General features: G+C 53.6%; 13 protein-coding genes. 1 reads left to right on the plus strand and 12 read right to left on the minus strand.

Features of this window, described 5'->3' with window-relative positions; genetic code table 11:
• Window positions 1-205: 205 nt before the first annotated feature.
• A complete protein-coding gene (locus AC0LWT_RS11505) occupies window positions 206-517 on the plus strand; it encodes a hypothetical protein (protein ID WP_474681389.1) in 312 nt (103 codons plus the stop codon).
• A gap of 459 nt (window positions 518-976) precedes the next feature.
• On the opposite strand, the gene AC0LWT_RS11510 is transcribed toward AC0LWT_RS11505, so the two are convergent.
• From AC0LWT_RS11510 to trpE, 12 genes are all read right to left on the minus strand, one after another.
• Window positions 977-1,552, minus strand: coding sequence for a histidine phosphatase family protein (locus tag AC0LWT_RS11510; RefSeq protein WP_474681390.1), 576 nt, complete (start codon window positions 1,550-1,552; stop codon window positions 977-979).
• Between the two features lie 289 nt (window positions 1,553-1,841).
• A complete protein-coding gene (locus tag AC0LWT_RS11515) occupies window positions 1,842-2,471 on the minus strand; it encodes an anti-sigma factor family protein (protein WP_474681391.1) in 630 nt (209 codons plus the stop codon).
• A 7-nt stretch (window positions 2,472-2,478) separates the two neighbouring features.
• Window positions 2,479-3,060, minus strand: coding sequence for an RNA polymerase sigma factor (locus AC0LWT_RS11520; RefSeq protein ID WP_474681392.1), 582 nt, complete (start codon window positions 3,058-3,060; stop codon window positions 2,479-2,481).
• Between the two features lie 474 nt (window positions 3,061-3,534).
• On the minus strand, window positions 3,535-4,419 hold the full coding sequence (locus AC0LWT_RS11525) for a polysaccharide deacetylase family protein (protein ID WP_474681393.1): 885 nt from the start codon (window positions 4,417-4,419) through the stop codon (window positions 3,535-3,537).
• A 126-nt stretch (window positions 4,420-4,545) separates the two neighbouring features.
• Window positions 4,546-5,634 carry a prephenate dehydrogenase gene (locus AC0LWT_RS11530; RefSeq protein WP_474681394.1) on the minus strand — a complete coding sequence of 363 codons (1,089 nt, stop codon included), beginning with the start codon at window positions 5,632-5,634 and terminating at the stop codon, window positions 4,546-4,548.
• 23 nt (window positions 5,635-5,657) lie between these two features.
• On the minus strand, window positions 5,658-6,758 hold the full coding sequence (gene hisC, locus AC0LWT_RS11535) for a histidinol-phosphate transaminase (RefSeq protein WP_474681395.1): 1,101 nt from the start codon (window positions 6,756-6,758) through the stop codon (window positions 5,658-5,660).
• 10 nt (window positions 6,759-6,768) lie between these two features.
• A complete protein-coding gene (gene trpA, locus AC0LWT_RS11540) occupies window positions 6,769-7,590 on the minus strand; it encodes a tryptophan synthase subunit alpha (protein WP_474681396.1) in 822 nt (273 codons plus the stop codon).
• 3 nt (window positions 7,591-7,593) lie between these two features.
• The gene (gene trpB, locus AC0LWT_RS11545; protein WP_474681397.1) at window positions 7,594-8,790 is read right to left on the minus strand and encodes a tryptophan synthase subunit beta; all 1,197 of its coding nucleotides are present in this window, start codon (window positions 8,788-8,790) and stop codon (window positions 7,594-7,596) included.
• Window positions 8,787-9,485, minus strand: coding sequence for a phosphoribosylanthranilate isomerase (locus AC0LWT_RS11550; RefSeq protein WP_474681398.1), 699 nt, complete (start codon window positions 9,483-9,485; stop codon window positions 8,787-8,789). The genes trpB and AC0LWT_RS11550 overlap by 4 nt, the downstream gene beginning before the upstream one ends.
• A gap of 37 nt (window positions 9,486-9,522) precedes the next feature.
• Window positions 9,523-10,308 carry an indole-3-glycerol phosphate synthase TrpC gene (gene trpC / locus AC0LWT_RS11555; RefSeq protein WP_474681399.1) on the minus strand — a complete coding sequence of 262 codons (786 nt, stop codon included), beginning with the start codon at window positions 10,306-10,308 and terminating at the stop codon, window positions 9,523-9,525.
• Window positions 10,298-11,338: an anthranilate phosphoribosyltransferase gene (gene trpD / locus AC0LWT_RS11560; RefSeq protein WP_474681400.1), complete on the minus strand. Its 1,041-nt coding sequence runs from the start codon at window positions 11,336-11,338 to the stop codon at window positions 10,298-10,300. The genes trpC and trpD overlap by 11 nt, the downstream gene beginning before the upstream one ends.
• 27 nt (window positions 11,339-11,365) lie before the next feature.
• On the minus strand, window positions 11,366-12,913 hold the full coding sequence (gene trpE, locus AC0LWT_RS11565; RefSeq protein ID WP_474681401.1) for an anthranilate synthase component I: 1,548 nt from the start codon (window positions 12,911-12,913) through the stop codon (window positions 11,366-11,368).
• Window positions 12,914-13,489 lie beyond the last annotated feature (576 nt).

A 13,489-nucleotide genomic window follows, 5' to 3' on the forward strand; every position in this document is an offset into this window, starting at 1 on the left:
CTTACAAAACTGCACATTTGCAGGCTGCTGAGAAAACGTACATACACTAAAGAAACGCATCTCTATTAACGCGTAGAAAACCTGCGAAAGTTATATTGTTGATTGGAGTGACAGGTTAGATGAACCACAAGGGGCGCGAGCAGCTCTTCCCTAACCTCTACGCCTCTCCTTGTACTGGTTGCTGTGCTGAAAGGGGCGGGGGCAAGTGGGCAAGTGGCTCGGCAGGAGAAAACCTGCGAAAGTGCAGGTTTTTTCGCAAAAATGGTTCATTTCGGTGAAAAGCCTGCAATTGTGCAGGAATTTTCACCGAAATGAACCTGAGCTTATGTTCGCGGCAAAAAGCCTGCACAATTGCAGGAATATTTTCGTGGCCAGTGCACCCATCGAGAAAAAACTGCACTTTTGCAGGTTTTCTTCGCACAAACAGGCGGAATGTGCTGCCGGCTCTGGCGTACGGGTTTCTGGGTGGCCTGACATTTCCAGGAATGTTTCGTTGCAGCTGTATCTACTGGCATAAAGCCGCACTTTATACGAAAATAATGCACTGGTTTCCAACTGATTCGCTTTTAAAGCTTGAAGTTGAGTTGTAGCAGCAGACCTGATGTGGTCGACCGACCGCCACCATGAAGCGCAAAACTGCAACGTCGGGAGCTGCGCGCGGTGCGAAAATCTGTGGGGCGACATCCACTTGGCGGCGTCATGGGAATCTTTACAGATTCCCTCCCCACGCCCTCAAGTGGATGTAAAAGCTCTGGCTGGCGACTATTTCGCCAGGCTCAGTCCAGGCCGCGCCTCCGGGGCAGGGCCGTACAATAAAGGGCAGCCTCCCAAGCTGCCCAAAAAACAAAAAAACACCGCTCCGTAACAGAGCGATGCTTCCAATGCGGCGTGCGCGTTACACGGTCGGTTCCCGTCCGCCCGTCGTCACGCTCCACTTCCGCTAAAGGCACTTCCGCCAGCCCCCACGCTGCCGTTATCACGAAGAAACCAAGTGAGCCTGGCAGTTGTAAAGCAGCAGCTCCCATGAAGAATCTTTCCTTTGCAGAACCGTCAAGGAAGTGTTGTTCAAAAACTCATCGCGCTCCATGCGGAGCCCGCGCAGTACCTGAACGATGAATCCGCCGTGCGAGATGATCAATATTTTGCCTTCAGGCTCCGCCGCCGTCAGTTCCTCTATAAAATGAACCCACCGCTCCCAAACCTGAGCGTCGGTTTCGCCGCCCAAATCAAGCTTCTTCCAGTCGGCTCCCCAGCGCTCCTGGCGTTCTTCGAGCGTCGTCCCCTCCGCCAGGCCGAAACTGCGCTCCCGAAGCCTTGCGTCTGTACGGAGCAGCGGAATTCCCGACAACTCCGAGACGATCCTTGCCGTCTCGCTCGCTCTGCGCAAATCGCTGCAGACGATGCCGGACCAGTCTTCTTTGGCCAGGCGTCTTCCCAGCAGTTCAGCTTGCTTAATCCCCTCTTCCGTCAACTCCGTGTCCAGTTGTCCCTGAAGCTTGCCAAGCCGGTTCCATTCCGTGCTGCCGTGTCTAATAAGTCCAATCGTTGTCATAGTTGCCCTCCAATGAGATAAACCTCTACCCGAGGAGTCTGTCCGACGGAGTTACTTTTGTGCATACACACTGAATATTGACTGCATATACTGCCGCTCACGCTGCATCAACACCATCATTTTGCATAAATATACCTTCTGCGTGGTTCATCGGACAGGCTCCTGGGTCATTCGAAAATAAGCGACCGCGCCCTTAGGCAGCTTTTTTCGCCAATTACAAACAATCCGAGATGATAGAAAAATGCTCCTCCACGGAGCATTTTGCATTCGTTAATTATTGTTCGCCGGCTTAAGCTTTCGTCCGCGAAAGCCAGTTCATAACCAGCATGGTGCTGATTAATCCAAGTATGGATACTACAAGCAAATAATGCGGATAAGAGTGGATCGGTCCGACATGAAAAGTTAACGGCTCCATGAAGCTCGGATTCAAGCTGGCGACCGCGTCCACCATCTTGTGCCCGTTCATCGACTCCGAAGAATCGCTCTTCAAAGCTTGCGGGGCCTGCAAATCAAACAAGGAATTGTCGGCAGCCGCCACCGTCGATCCCGAAGTGCCATTATAAACGATGGCAAATAAAAAGCTGAACATGAACAAAGCCAAACAAAAAGCGATGACAGCCGTGAGGTTTCGCCTGAGCTTGTATGAAATGGCGTACATACGCTCAGGAATCGGGATGCGCCACGATTCGTCCTGATAAATTCGGCTCATCACCTTATCCGAAACGATCGGTTCGTATTCAGGCAATTCCTCGGCCAGCGCCGTAGTCCGAATCAGCATCGTGCTCTCTTCCCAGATTTGAAATTCCTCCGCGCAATTAGGACAAGAGACGATATGTTTATCTACCGCTGCGCGTCTCAGGTCATCATTCGGCAAATCCCAATAGACTCCAAATAACTCCTGAATGTCATTACACTTCATCGTTGCTTCATCCCTTCGACTCTTCAAATATCGGTTCGCTGAAATAAGGCTCCAGCTGCAGTTTGACGGAAGCTCTCGCCCGAAACAGTAAAGATTTGACCGAACTGACGGTCTGGCCCAAAATATTCGCGATCTCCTGGTAATCCATCTGATCGTATTCGCGCAAAATCAACGCCGATCTCTGTTTCTCCGGCAAGCTGTTGATGGCTTCGCGCACCATGACCACTTTTTCGTTGCGCAGCATGGTTTGCTCCGGCAGGGATTCGTAGGAAGCAAGAGGCGTATGCCCGCTTTGCTCCAATGAGACTTGCACGCTTTTATTTTTACGAAGTTCGCTCAGCACGGTATTGCGGGCAATCGTATACAGCCACGTAGAAAAAGAGGCTTCCACCTCGCGGAACGAATGCAAACTTCGGTACGCTTTATAAAACGTCTCATTGCACAAGTCTTCGGCGATTGCCTCCATCTGTGTACTTTTGAGCATATGGTATATGAATGCAAGGATTTTACGCTCGTAACGACGCATCAGTTCGTTGTAAAGCTGAACATTTCCATCCTTGATTTCTCTGATCAACTGGGAATCGGTCATTACGCGGCGATCCTCCTCGCGATTCCGGGTAGCACTCCCAACTGCTCATACATTGTTGTACTGCACAGAGAGTGAAAAGTTGCGCGACGGCAACGATTTTTTTTAGAGCCATCATTTTTAGAAGCGAAAATAGAGGCAGTCTAATATCATTCTTGATCGATGGCAAAAATCCTGCTTATTTCGACAAAAATTTGTAAGCCATGTTAAAAAAGCGTGTCTGCCGCATGCGCAGCAACCCGTCTTTTCAATTGTATAATAAAATTCAGATAAATATGGTATTTAAAGCAAAAAAAAACCGCCGAATCGGCGGTTGCACTTATTGGTGCGATTATCGGATAGGAGTGGAGAGAAACCATACTGTACTTTTATTATATGTATCCGTTTTCAATTTGTCAACAGTTTTTTGAAAACGGATACAAGCAATGTGAAAAAAATATGAATCGGACCGTGTACCGGCCCGACTCACGAATGAAATCAATCTATTTTTTGCGGAACAGCCCTGCCTCCTCCCCGCAGCGATTGCTGAATCAGATTGTTGACGGAGTTCCCTCTTACGAAAGGACTTCCGGCATTAATGCGGGGAAGCTGCATCGGATCCGTCTTTCTCGTTACAATTCCGCTAGCCGTGGTGAAACCGTATTTCATACCGGCTTGTTTTAATAAACCGACGACTTTTTCGTTATAGCTGCCAAAAGGATACGCATAAGCGTCTATCGCTTCGCCGTTCAAAGGCTCCAGCTTGCTGATCGAAGTCTTCGTATCGTTCGTTACGCGCAGCTCGTAATCCTGATCCGTCTCGAATGCATCCTTTAATCTCATTTTGTAGGACAGAAGCGGCTTTCCGTCCTTCATATCATGGAGCCGGTCGGAATGGCATTGGAATTCGATGTTCGGGTCTTCCTTTTCTATTTCCGCAATCTCCTCCCTGGACAAGGAAGGTATCGCGCTGGCTTGCGGGGCGTCCAGATCTTTCGTAATGACAAAATTCACTGCCGGGATTTGCAGCTTTTTGAGCACCGGATAAGCATTCGTATAAAAGCTCTCGTAGCCGTCGTCAAATGTGACCAGTACGGCATTGTCGGGAATCGCTGCGCCAGCGGACATAAAACCGCGAAACTGCTGCAAAGAAATAAAATTGTAACCGTGCCTGAGCAAATTTTTCAGCTGTCTTTGGAACAGCTTCGACGAAATGGTAACCGGTCCGGAAGTCTGATCGTCGATATGATGATAGACAAGTACGGCCACCTGGGAGCTGTAGCGGATCCCGTCGACTTCACCGGAAGTAACCGGCGCAAAGTTCAAGCAAAGAGTGAGGATAAGAATGAATGCAAGCACACTTTTATTGCGAATTCCTGACATGTTCCCGGCTCCCTGTAACGTTAGTAAATGGTCATCACAAATACTAATAATATCATATTTGATCAAAAAAATAACCTGATGCTTCTGTCTCATCTATCGACAAAACCATCAGGCCGTATGGAACGGCTATACGTGGACCGCGTATTCTTTGCCCAGCGCGGCAGCCGCCCGGTCCGCATCTTCCTGGTTGCGGAAAGAAAGCCGCAAAATTCCGGGCACATCTTCTCTGCTTTCAATGACTTGAATATTGCTGAGATTGATCGCTTCGTTGCCAAGCAGCGTCGTAATTTGAGCGATAATTCCGGGATGATCGGGAACGTCCACATAAATGTCGAACAATGACGTTATCATGCCTTTTCTGCGCTCCGGCAGCTGGTTGCGAAACTCTCCGGCGATGCGGAACTGCTCGGCGATTCCTTCGCCGTCGCCGTGCTGCAGCAAATCGATGAACCTGCCGATTTCCAAATTCCAGTCCTTCAGCAGGCGCAGCAGCACTTCCCGGTTGCCCACGAGAATGTCGCGCCATATCGTCGGCTCGCTGGATGCGATCCGGGTAATATCGCGAAACCCGCCCGCGGCCAGGTTCTGGTACAACGAATTAGTCGAGTTGTAGCCCCGGACCTGATTCACCAGAGCTACGGCAATGATGTGAGGCAGATGGCTGATCGCTCCTACAATATCGTCGTGCTCGCGGGCATCCACCTGAACAATTTGCGCCAGCGTCGGTTTCAGCAAGCTGGCCAAGCGATCCACAGCCTCCTGGGGAGTTCCTTCGGCCGGCGTCAGCACGTAAAAAGCATTCTCAAACAAGTGGGAAGAGGCCGCTTCCACACCGTGTCTCTCGGAACCCGCCATCGGGTGGCCGCCGATAAAATAGGCGCCTCCCAAATCCAAAGCGGCTGCGCATTCCGTAACAGAAGCTTTGGTGCTGCCGACATCCGTAATGATGCAGCCCTGCTTCAAAGGCAGCTTGACCAACTGCCGCAAATAATCTTCCAGCAGTCCGACCGGAACGCAAAGGAAAATATAGTCGGCGTCCTGAGCCGCCTCCTCCATGGAAGTCGTCGCGTCATCCACAACGCCGCGTTTCAACAGCTTTTCCACAGACTTCGGGTTCGGCGAATGTCCTACGACGGTAAAACCTGGCTTTCCTTTGTAGCATAAGGCCAGCGAACCGCCGATCAGCCCTACGCCGAATATCGCAATTTTCGTCATGAAATCAACCTTTAACCATGAAATTAGGCTTGCACAGCTGTCTCGGCAAGTACTTGCGTTAATGCTGCAATAAATTTTTCGTTTTGTTCGCTGCTGCCGATCGTCACGCGCAGGGAAGTCGGGAAACCGAGCTGGTGGCCGCCGCGGACAATGATTCCCCGCCGCAAAAGCCCCTCGAATACAGCAGCAGCCGGGCGCCCTACGTCAACCATAACAAAATTGCCGTGAGCCGGGAAGGCTGTCAAGCCCAATTTGGCGAATTCCCCGGTCAGGTAGTTCAAGCCGGCCGTGTTCGCCTCGCGGCAGCGGGCGATGAACTCGTCGTCCTGAATCGAGGCAATCACCGCCGCTTGCGCGAAACGGGTCGTGTTGAACGGCTCCCGAACCTGATTGATCGTACGAATGACAGCGGCGTCACCTACGCCGTAACCGATACGCAGGGAAGCAAGTCCGTAAATTTTGGAAAACGTGCGCAGCGCAATAACGTTAGGGTACTGCTTGATCAGCTCGATGCTGTCCGGATATTCATCGGTCGTATTGTACTCGCAGTAGGCTTCGTCCAGTACAACGAGCACATGAGCCGGAACTTTGGCCAGAAACGCCTTGATTTCGGCTTCGGTGTTCATTGTGCCTGTCGGATTGTTCGGATTGCAAATCCAGACGATTTTGGTGCGATCCGTAATTTTGTCCAGCATGGCGTCCAGATCGTGCGTTCCTTCTTTCAAAGGAACCTCAATGCATACCGCACCCTCGATCTCGCAGTTATGCTTATATTGCGGGAACGTGTGCGAAGCCATGACCGTTTCATCGCCCTGCACCAAATAAGCTCTGGCCAGCATCAGAATCACTTCGTCCGAGCCTGCTCCAAAAATGATTTGATTCGTTTCTACGCCCAAATACTTGGCCACGGCCGCAGTCAGTTGCACAGCGCCACCGTCGGGGTACAAGCTGATATTGGAAAGCTCGGCTTCGATGGCCGCTCTCGCTTTCGGGGAGCTTCCGAACGGGTTCTCGTTGGAAGCAAGCTTGATGACTTCCGTGAGCCCCAGTTCCCTTTTCACTTCCTCAATAGGCTTGCCCGGCTGATAAACCGGTAAATGGACGATCGTTTGTTTCGGCTTCACCTGAGTCACCTCATCCAGAAATATTCGAACCTTTTAATTGTGACACAAAATTATGAATTTGCAAGAGTCCTTCCGGATGAGCGGCATCGGCTTGCAGATGCGGCAGCGCGTCCTCAATCTTACGGACGATCGCGCTTCCTACGACGACGCCGTCGCATTGTGTTTCAAAACGCTGTACCTGCTCGCGGCTGGATATGCCGAAGCCGACGACGATCGGCACTTGAGCGGCTTCCCTCACTGTAGCGAGAAACTCGTCGATGCCGCCAAAAAATTCGGAACGGACGCCCGTAACGCCGAGCGAGGATACGCAGTAGACGAACCCTTTGGCGTTCGCGGCGATCCGCTTTACCCGTTCATTCGATGTCGGGGCGACGAGCGGGATCAAATGGATGCCGAAGCTCTCCGCTATCGTTCTCGTCTCGCCGTCTTCTTCCAGAGGCAGATCAGGTATAATGATGCCGCTTATGTCTTGATCCTGCATCAGCTTGAAAATTTTTTCAAGCCCGATTTGCAGAACCGGATTGTAATAAGTAAATAAAATAAATGGCAGTTTGGAGCCTCTGCTCCGCGCCCGGCCGGCGGTATCGATCACATCGAAGATCGTGATGCGGCGCTGCAGCGCCCGTTCGGACGAACGCTGAATGACAGGCCCGTCTGCAAGCGGGTCGGAATACGGCACCCCGAGCTCGATCAGATCGGCGCCCGCCCGCTCCATCTCAAGAATGAGCTCCACAGACGCCTCCAGGGACGGGTCTCCGATCGTTAAGAAAGGAATCAATGCGGTTTCCCCGCGCTCCTTCAACTCGGCAAATCGTTGATCTATACGGTTCATCGCTTATTCTCTCCCTACCCCAAGATAGCCCATAATCGCTTCCACGTCTTTGTCTCCGCGTCCGGACAAGCTCACGACGATAATTTGATCTTTGCTCATGGCAGGCGCCGTCTTGATGACTTGCGCAATCGCATGCGCGCTTTCCAGAGCAGGGATAATGCCTTCGGTGCGGCTGAGAAGTTGGAGCGCGTCAAGCGCCTCCTGGTCCGTAATCGGGAAATACCGGGCGCGCTCGATATCTTTCAAATACGCGTGCTCCGGTCCGATGCCCGGGTAGTCAAGCCCTGCCGAGATCGAATGAGCAGGCTGCACCTGGCCGAATTCATCCTGCAGCAAGTAGCTCATCGAGCCCTGGAATACCCCCGGCGTTCCCATCGTCATCGTAGCGGCATGCTCGTCCGTATCGACGCCGCGTCCGGCTGCTTCCACGCCGATCAGCTTGACGCTCGCGTCGCCGACAAACGGATAAAAGATGCCCATCGCGTTGCTGCCTCCGCCCACACAGGCGATTACCGCATCGGGCAAGCGGCCTTCCGTTTCCAAAATCTGCTCGCGCGACTCGTCGCCGATAACCCGCTGGAAGTCGCGGACCATCATCGGGTAAGGATGCGGACCGGTTACAGAACCGAGGATATAGTACGTATCCTGCACGTTGCTGACCCAGTAGCGCAGCGTTTCGTTACACGCGTCTTTCAGCGTTCTCGTGCCGGAAGTGACCGGAATCACTTCGGAGCCGAGCAGCTTCATCCGGAATACGTTGAGCTGCTGGCGCTTCGTATCCTCCTCGCCCATGAACACTTTGCATTCAAGGCCGAGCAGTGCGGCTACCGTAGCCGAGGCCACGCCGTGCTGGCCTGCGCCCGTCTCTGCGATGACCTTCTTTTTCCCCATCCGCTTGGCGAGGACGGCTTGTCCGATCGTATTATTGATTTTATGCGCCCCTGTATGGTTCAGGTCTTCGCGCTTCAAGTAAATTTTGGCGCCGCCCAGCTTCTCCGTCAGCCTTTCCGCATAATAGAGCGGAGTCGGTCTGCCCGAATACTGCTTTTGCAAATAGCGGACTTCCTCTATGAATTCAGGATCGTCTTTATATCGATTATAGGCTTCTTCCAGCTCGATGAGCGCATTCATCAGCGTCTCCGGCACGTAACGGCCTCCAAACTTACCAAACCTGCCTTGAGCATCAGGTACTTGCGTCACTTACGGGTCACCCTTTCCACAAATGCTGTTATTTTGGATACGTCTTTCACGCCGTCCGTCTCGACGCCGCTGGACACATCGACGCCGTCTGGCGCGTACTCGCGAACGAGCAGTTCGACATTGTCAGGCTGCAGTCCGCCGGCAACGAGCAGCTTGATTCCGGCCTGGCGGGCCCATTCCTGGTATACAGGTATGCAGTCCCAGGCAAACGTCTTGCCTGAGCCGCCTCCATACACCGGATCAAACGTGTCGAGCAGGATGGCATCGACCGAATCCCGATAAGGATCGAGCTGCGCTGCAACAGCTTCGAAAGCAGGCGCAGCATCGGCCGACTTGGAAATCGGCACCGATTTAAATACAAGCACGCCAAAATGCTCCCGAACCCGACTGCAAAATTCCGGCGTTTCCTGTCCGTGCAATTGAACGACATCTAGCGGAGCCGCCGCCAGCGTCCGTTCCAGCTCCGCTTCCCTGGGATTGACAAAAACCCCGACGGCAAGCGGCGTCCTGGCACCGCGGTCAGCCTCCGATCGTAAAAAAGCAATCAGTTCACCCGCCTGTTCGGGGGTAACCTGACGCTTGCTTGGCGCAAAAACAAAACCGATATGGTCTATCGGCAAATGTACGATTGATTTTAACACTTCAACGCTTTGAAGTCCACAAATTTTTACGGTTGGAGCTGCCTGTACAGCCATCTTATCCGCCTCTTTCCGTTACAGCTTCGTTATGGCGTCAAACCGCGCCCATCAAATCATGAACCGCCTGCTCCACGACAGGCTGGCGCATAAAATGCTCGCCGATCAGTACCGCATGGGACCCGATCTGCTGCAAGTAAGCCATGTCCTGCACAGAAGAAATGCCGCTTTCGCTGACGACCGTTTTGCCGGCCGGAATGTGGCGGATCAGCTCTTCCGTCGTCCGCAAATCCGTCACGAACGTTTTCAGATTGCGGTTGTTGATGCCGATCAGCTGCGTATCCAGCTCCAGAGCGCGTTCCAGTTCCTCGCGGTCGTGCACCTCCACAAGGGCATCCAGGCCAAGATCGCCTGCCAGCGCCAAAAACCGCTTCATTTGCTCCGTAGTCAATATCGCTGCGATCAGCAAAATGGCGTCTGCACCGATCAGACGGGCTTCATAAATCTGCTTTTCGTCGATCGTAAAATCTTTCCGCAGCAGCGGGATGCCCACCGCCTTGCGCACTGCGCTCAAGTAATCGTTGCTGCCTTGAAAGTACTGGACATCGGTCAGAACGGATATGCAGTCCGCTCCGGCCCGCTCGTACGCCTGCGCCAGCGCCACAGGCTCAAAATCGGGGCGTATCAAGCCTTTGGACGGCGATGCTTTCTTCACTTCCGCGATCAGCCCCATCGGGCGGTTTTTGCGCTCCGTGAGCGCCTTTTCGAATCCGAGGCACGGAGGCAGCTCGGCGATTTTTTTCTCCGCATCCCGCACGGAAAAGCTGTCCTTCATCGCTTCCACTTCCGCTTGCTTGGTGACTACGATTTTATCAAGAAACATGGCTCAATTCTCCCGTAAATTGAATGTATTCGTTCAGCTTTTGCTCCGCTTTGCCCGCGTCGATAATGTCGGCCGCAAGCTTGACCCCTTGCTGCAAAGTTCCGCAATGGCCCGTTACATAAAAGCATGCTGCGGCATTCGCCAGTACGATATCGCGGTGAGCGCCTTTGTCGCCGGCGAAAATATGACGGATAATTTCCGCATTCATCTGCGCGTCGCCGCCCGCCACATCTTTGATGCTGTGGGCTTTCAGCCCGAGTTCGTCCGGCGTGACCATGTAAGTTGAAACCGTGTCGACCTTCAGCTCGGTCACTTTGGTCGGCGCCGAGATGCTGATTTCGTCCAAGCCGTCTTCGCTGGCAAGCACCAGCGCCCGTTTGAGGCCCAGGTTTTGCAGCGCATGCGCGACCAGCTCCGTTTTGGAGCGGTCAAACACGCCCAGTACCTGGCGGTCGGCGCAGGCCGGGTTCGTCAGCGGCCCGAGCAGGTTGAACACGGTGCGGATGCCCAGCTCTCTGCGGGGCGCCGCTACGTGCTTCATCGATTGATGGTACGCCTGGGCGAACATGAAGCAGATGCCGGTCTCGTTCAAACAGCGGGCCGCCTGCTCGCCGTTGATCGTAATGTTGACGCCGAGCGCTTCAAGCACGTCGGCGCTGCCGCTTTTGCTCGACATCGCGCGGTTGCCGTGCTTTGCGACGCGGATGCCGCCGGCCGCCGCCACGAATGCAGCCGCCGTTGAAATGTTGAACGTATCCGCTCCGTCGCCGCCGGTTCCGCACGTATCCAGCAAGTTCGCCTGGGCTACGCGAACCTGCGTCGCCTTGCTGCGCATCGTCTCGGCAAAGCCGGTAATTTCATCCAGCGTCTCGCCCTTGATTCTCAGTGCCGTAAGCAGGCTGCCGATCTGGGCTTGCGTCGCCGCACCTTCCATAATTTCCGCCATGACAGTGCGCGCCTCAGCGCGATTCAGATGCCCGCCGCTCACAACTTTGGCAATTGCCGCCTGTACCGAAATATGCCCGTTCATACGCGTCCTCCTTCTCCCGATTCCCGCTTAGGAATTTACATAGTAATCTTTATTAATGTCGCTTACCGGTTTCGGCGCCGGGCTGAACATCGCCTCAGCCATGCGAATCGATTTCAAAAGCGCCTTCGCTTTGTTGACGGTCTCCTGGTACTCGCTCTCCGGCACGGAATCCCAGACGATGCCCGCTCCCGCCTGCACGTAAGCTTTGCCGTGTTTGAAAATGATCGTCCGGATCGTAATGCACGTATCCAGATTGCCGGAAAAGCCGAGATAGCCGATCGCTCCGGCATAAGCGCCGCGCGCTTCGGGCTCAAGCTCAGCGATGATTTCCATCGCTCTCAGCTTGGGTGCACCGGATACGGTCCCCGCCGGCAAGCAGGACAAGAAGGCGTCGAAGAAATCTTTATTTGGCGCGAGCTTGCCGGATACGTTGGAGACGATATGCATCACATGCGAGTATCGCTCGATATCCATGAACGTATCGCATTTGACCGAGCCGAACTCCGACACGCGGCCGATATCGTTGCGTCCGAGATCGACGAGCATCAAATGCTCGGCGCATTCTTTCTCGTCGGCGAGCAGCTCCCGTTCGAGCGCCAGATCCTCCTCCGGCGTCTTCCCTCTCGGCCTGGTGCCGGCAATCGGCCGCGTCTCGACTTTCTCCTCCTCGACGCGGACGAGAAGCTCCGGCGAAGTGCCGACTACGACTTCGTCGTCCATTTTCAGCACATACATGTACGGGGATGGGTTCATCGTGCGCAGCACGCGGTACACCTGAAGCGGCGAAACCGCCGTTTCGATTTCAAACCGCTGGGACAACACGACTTGGAAAATATCGCCGGCGCGAATATATTCCTTCGCTTTTTCCACATTGGCGATAAACTTCTCCTTCGTAATGTTGGAACGGATCTCGCCGAGTTCGGGCTCAGCGGCAATCGGATTGTGCGTCATCGTGTCCACGCTGAGCGGACGTTTGATTTTGTCGATCGTCACGTCGATCTTCGCGCAAGTTTCGTGGTAAGCTCTGACGATATCTTCTTCCGTGGCAAACTGCGGCACATGCACGTTCGCAATGACTTTGATCTGCTGCTTGAAGTGGTCGAATACGACTACCTGGTCGCAGAACATGAACTGGATGTCGTTCATTTGCAAATCGTCGATCCGGTGGGCCGGCAGGTTCTCGTAATATTGCAGCAGATCGTAGCCGAAAAATCCGACGGCGCCGCCCGTAAAACGCGGCAGATCGGGAAGCTGCGGGCTTGAAAAGGAGCGAAGATAAGCTTTGAGCACATCGATCGGCTTATCCGCCGTCACCTTCGTCTCCGCCGCCGTCTGCACTTCCGTTTGGCCATGCTTCGCCCGGATCATCAAAAACGGATCGCTGCCGATAAACGAATATCTCGCCCATTTTACGCCGCCCTCCACACTTTCCAGCAGAAAAGCGCGCGGTTCCGAGTACAGATGCTGAAAGACGCGAATCGGCGTTTCCGTATCGGCCAGCAAATTGCGGACTACGGGTATCAGATTATAATCCTTTGCCAGACGTATGACTTCTTGAATTTCCGGTGTGTACATGGTTTGGCATCCCCTTTCAATAAATCCCTGTTAAAATTCAGACTGCCCGAAAAACTCGATCGCGCGCACAACCCGCACTTTCGCACCGCTCCCGGCATGCGGTATTGCGCTTCATGACGGCGGTCGGTCGACCGCATGATCCGCCTGGCAACGCGGGAAAGCTTGCAAAAGCAAGACTACCGCAGAATTCCCTCGCTAAAGCTATCACATCTACCGGCAGTATGCAGAAAACCTGCAAAAGTGCAGCTTTTTGTCCGCAGATCCGCTTGCCTCGAAATATTCCTGCAAAACTGCAGGTTTTTCCCCCTAAACTCGCACCTTGAGCCGCAATGACCGAAAATTCCTGCACAATTGCAGGTTTTTCGCCAAAACAAGCTGCTTTTATGGAAAAAGCCTGCACTTTCGCAGGTTTTGCCAGGGGGCCGGGCCGGACGCGAGGTACCAGGTCGTCTACGAAACGGCCCTGACAGCGTGGCGAGACTTTCTCAACATTCTGAAAAGTTTCCCATCCTGTACAGCGAGTTGTTCGAAGCCAGTTTCGGCGCGGCAATGCTAATTGCGATCAGCCGATCCTCA

It is taken from the genome of Paenibacillus sp. sgz302164, assembly GCF_056120505.1.

What these genes read in the sequence shown, in the direction of transcription:
- AC0LWT_RS11510 (WP_474681390.1), bottom strand. Translation starts at nt 1,552, where the DNA reads ATGACAACGATTGGACTTATTAGACACGGCAGCACGGAATGGAACCGG.
- AC0LWT_RS11515 (WP_474681391.1), bottom strand. Translation starts at nt 2,471, where the DNA reads ATGAAGTGTAATGACATTCAGGAGTTATTTGGAGTCTATTGGGATTTG.
- AC0LWT_RS11520 (WP_474681392.1), bottom strand. Translation starts at nt 3,060, where the DNA reads ATGACCGATTCCCAGTTGATCAGAGAAATCAAGGATGGAAATGTTCAG.
- AC0LWT_RS11525 (WP_474681393.1), bottom strand. Translation starts at nt 4,419, where the DNA reads ATGTCAGGAATTCGCAATAAAAGTGTGCTTGCATTCATTCTTATCCTC.
- AC0LWT_RS11530 (WP_474681394.1), bottom strand. Translation starts at nt 5,634, where the DNA reads ATGACGAAAATTGCGATATTCGGCGTAGGGCTGATCGGCGGTTCGCTG.
- trpA (WP_474681396.1), bottom strand. Translation starts at nt 7,590, where the DNA reads ATGAACCGTATAGATCAACGATTTGCCGAGTTGAAGGAGCGCGGGGAA.
- AC0LWT_RS11550 (WP_474681398.1), bottom strand. Translation starts at nt 9,485, where the DNA reads ATGGCTGTACAGGCAGCTCCAACCGTAAAAATTTGTGGACTTCAAAGC.
- trpC (WP_474681399.1), bottom strand. Translation starts at nt 10,308, where the DNA reads ATGTTTCTTGATAAAATCGTAGTCACCAAGCAAGCGGAAGTGGAAGCG.
- trpD (WP_474681400.1), bottom strand. Translation starts at nt 11,338, where the DNA reads ATGAACGGGCATATTTCGGTACAGGCGGCAATTGCCAAAGTTGTGAGC.
- trpE (WP_474681401.1), bottom strand. Translation starts at nt 12,913, where the DNA reads ATGTACACACCGGAAATTCAAGAAGTCATACGTCTGGCAAAGGATTAT.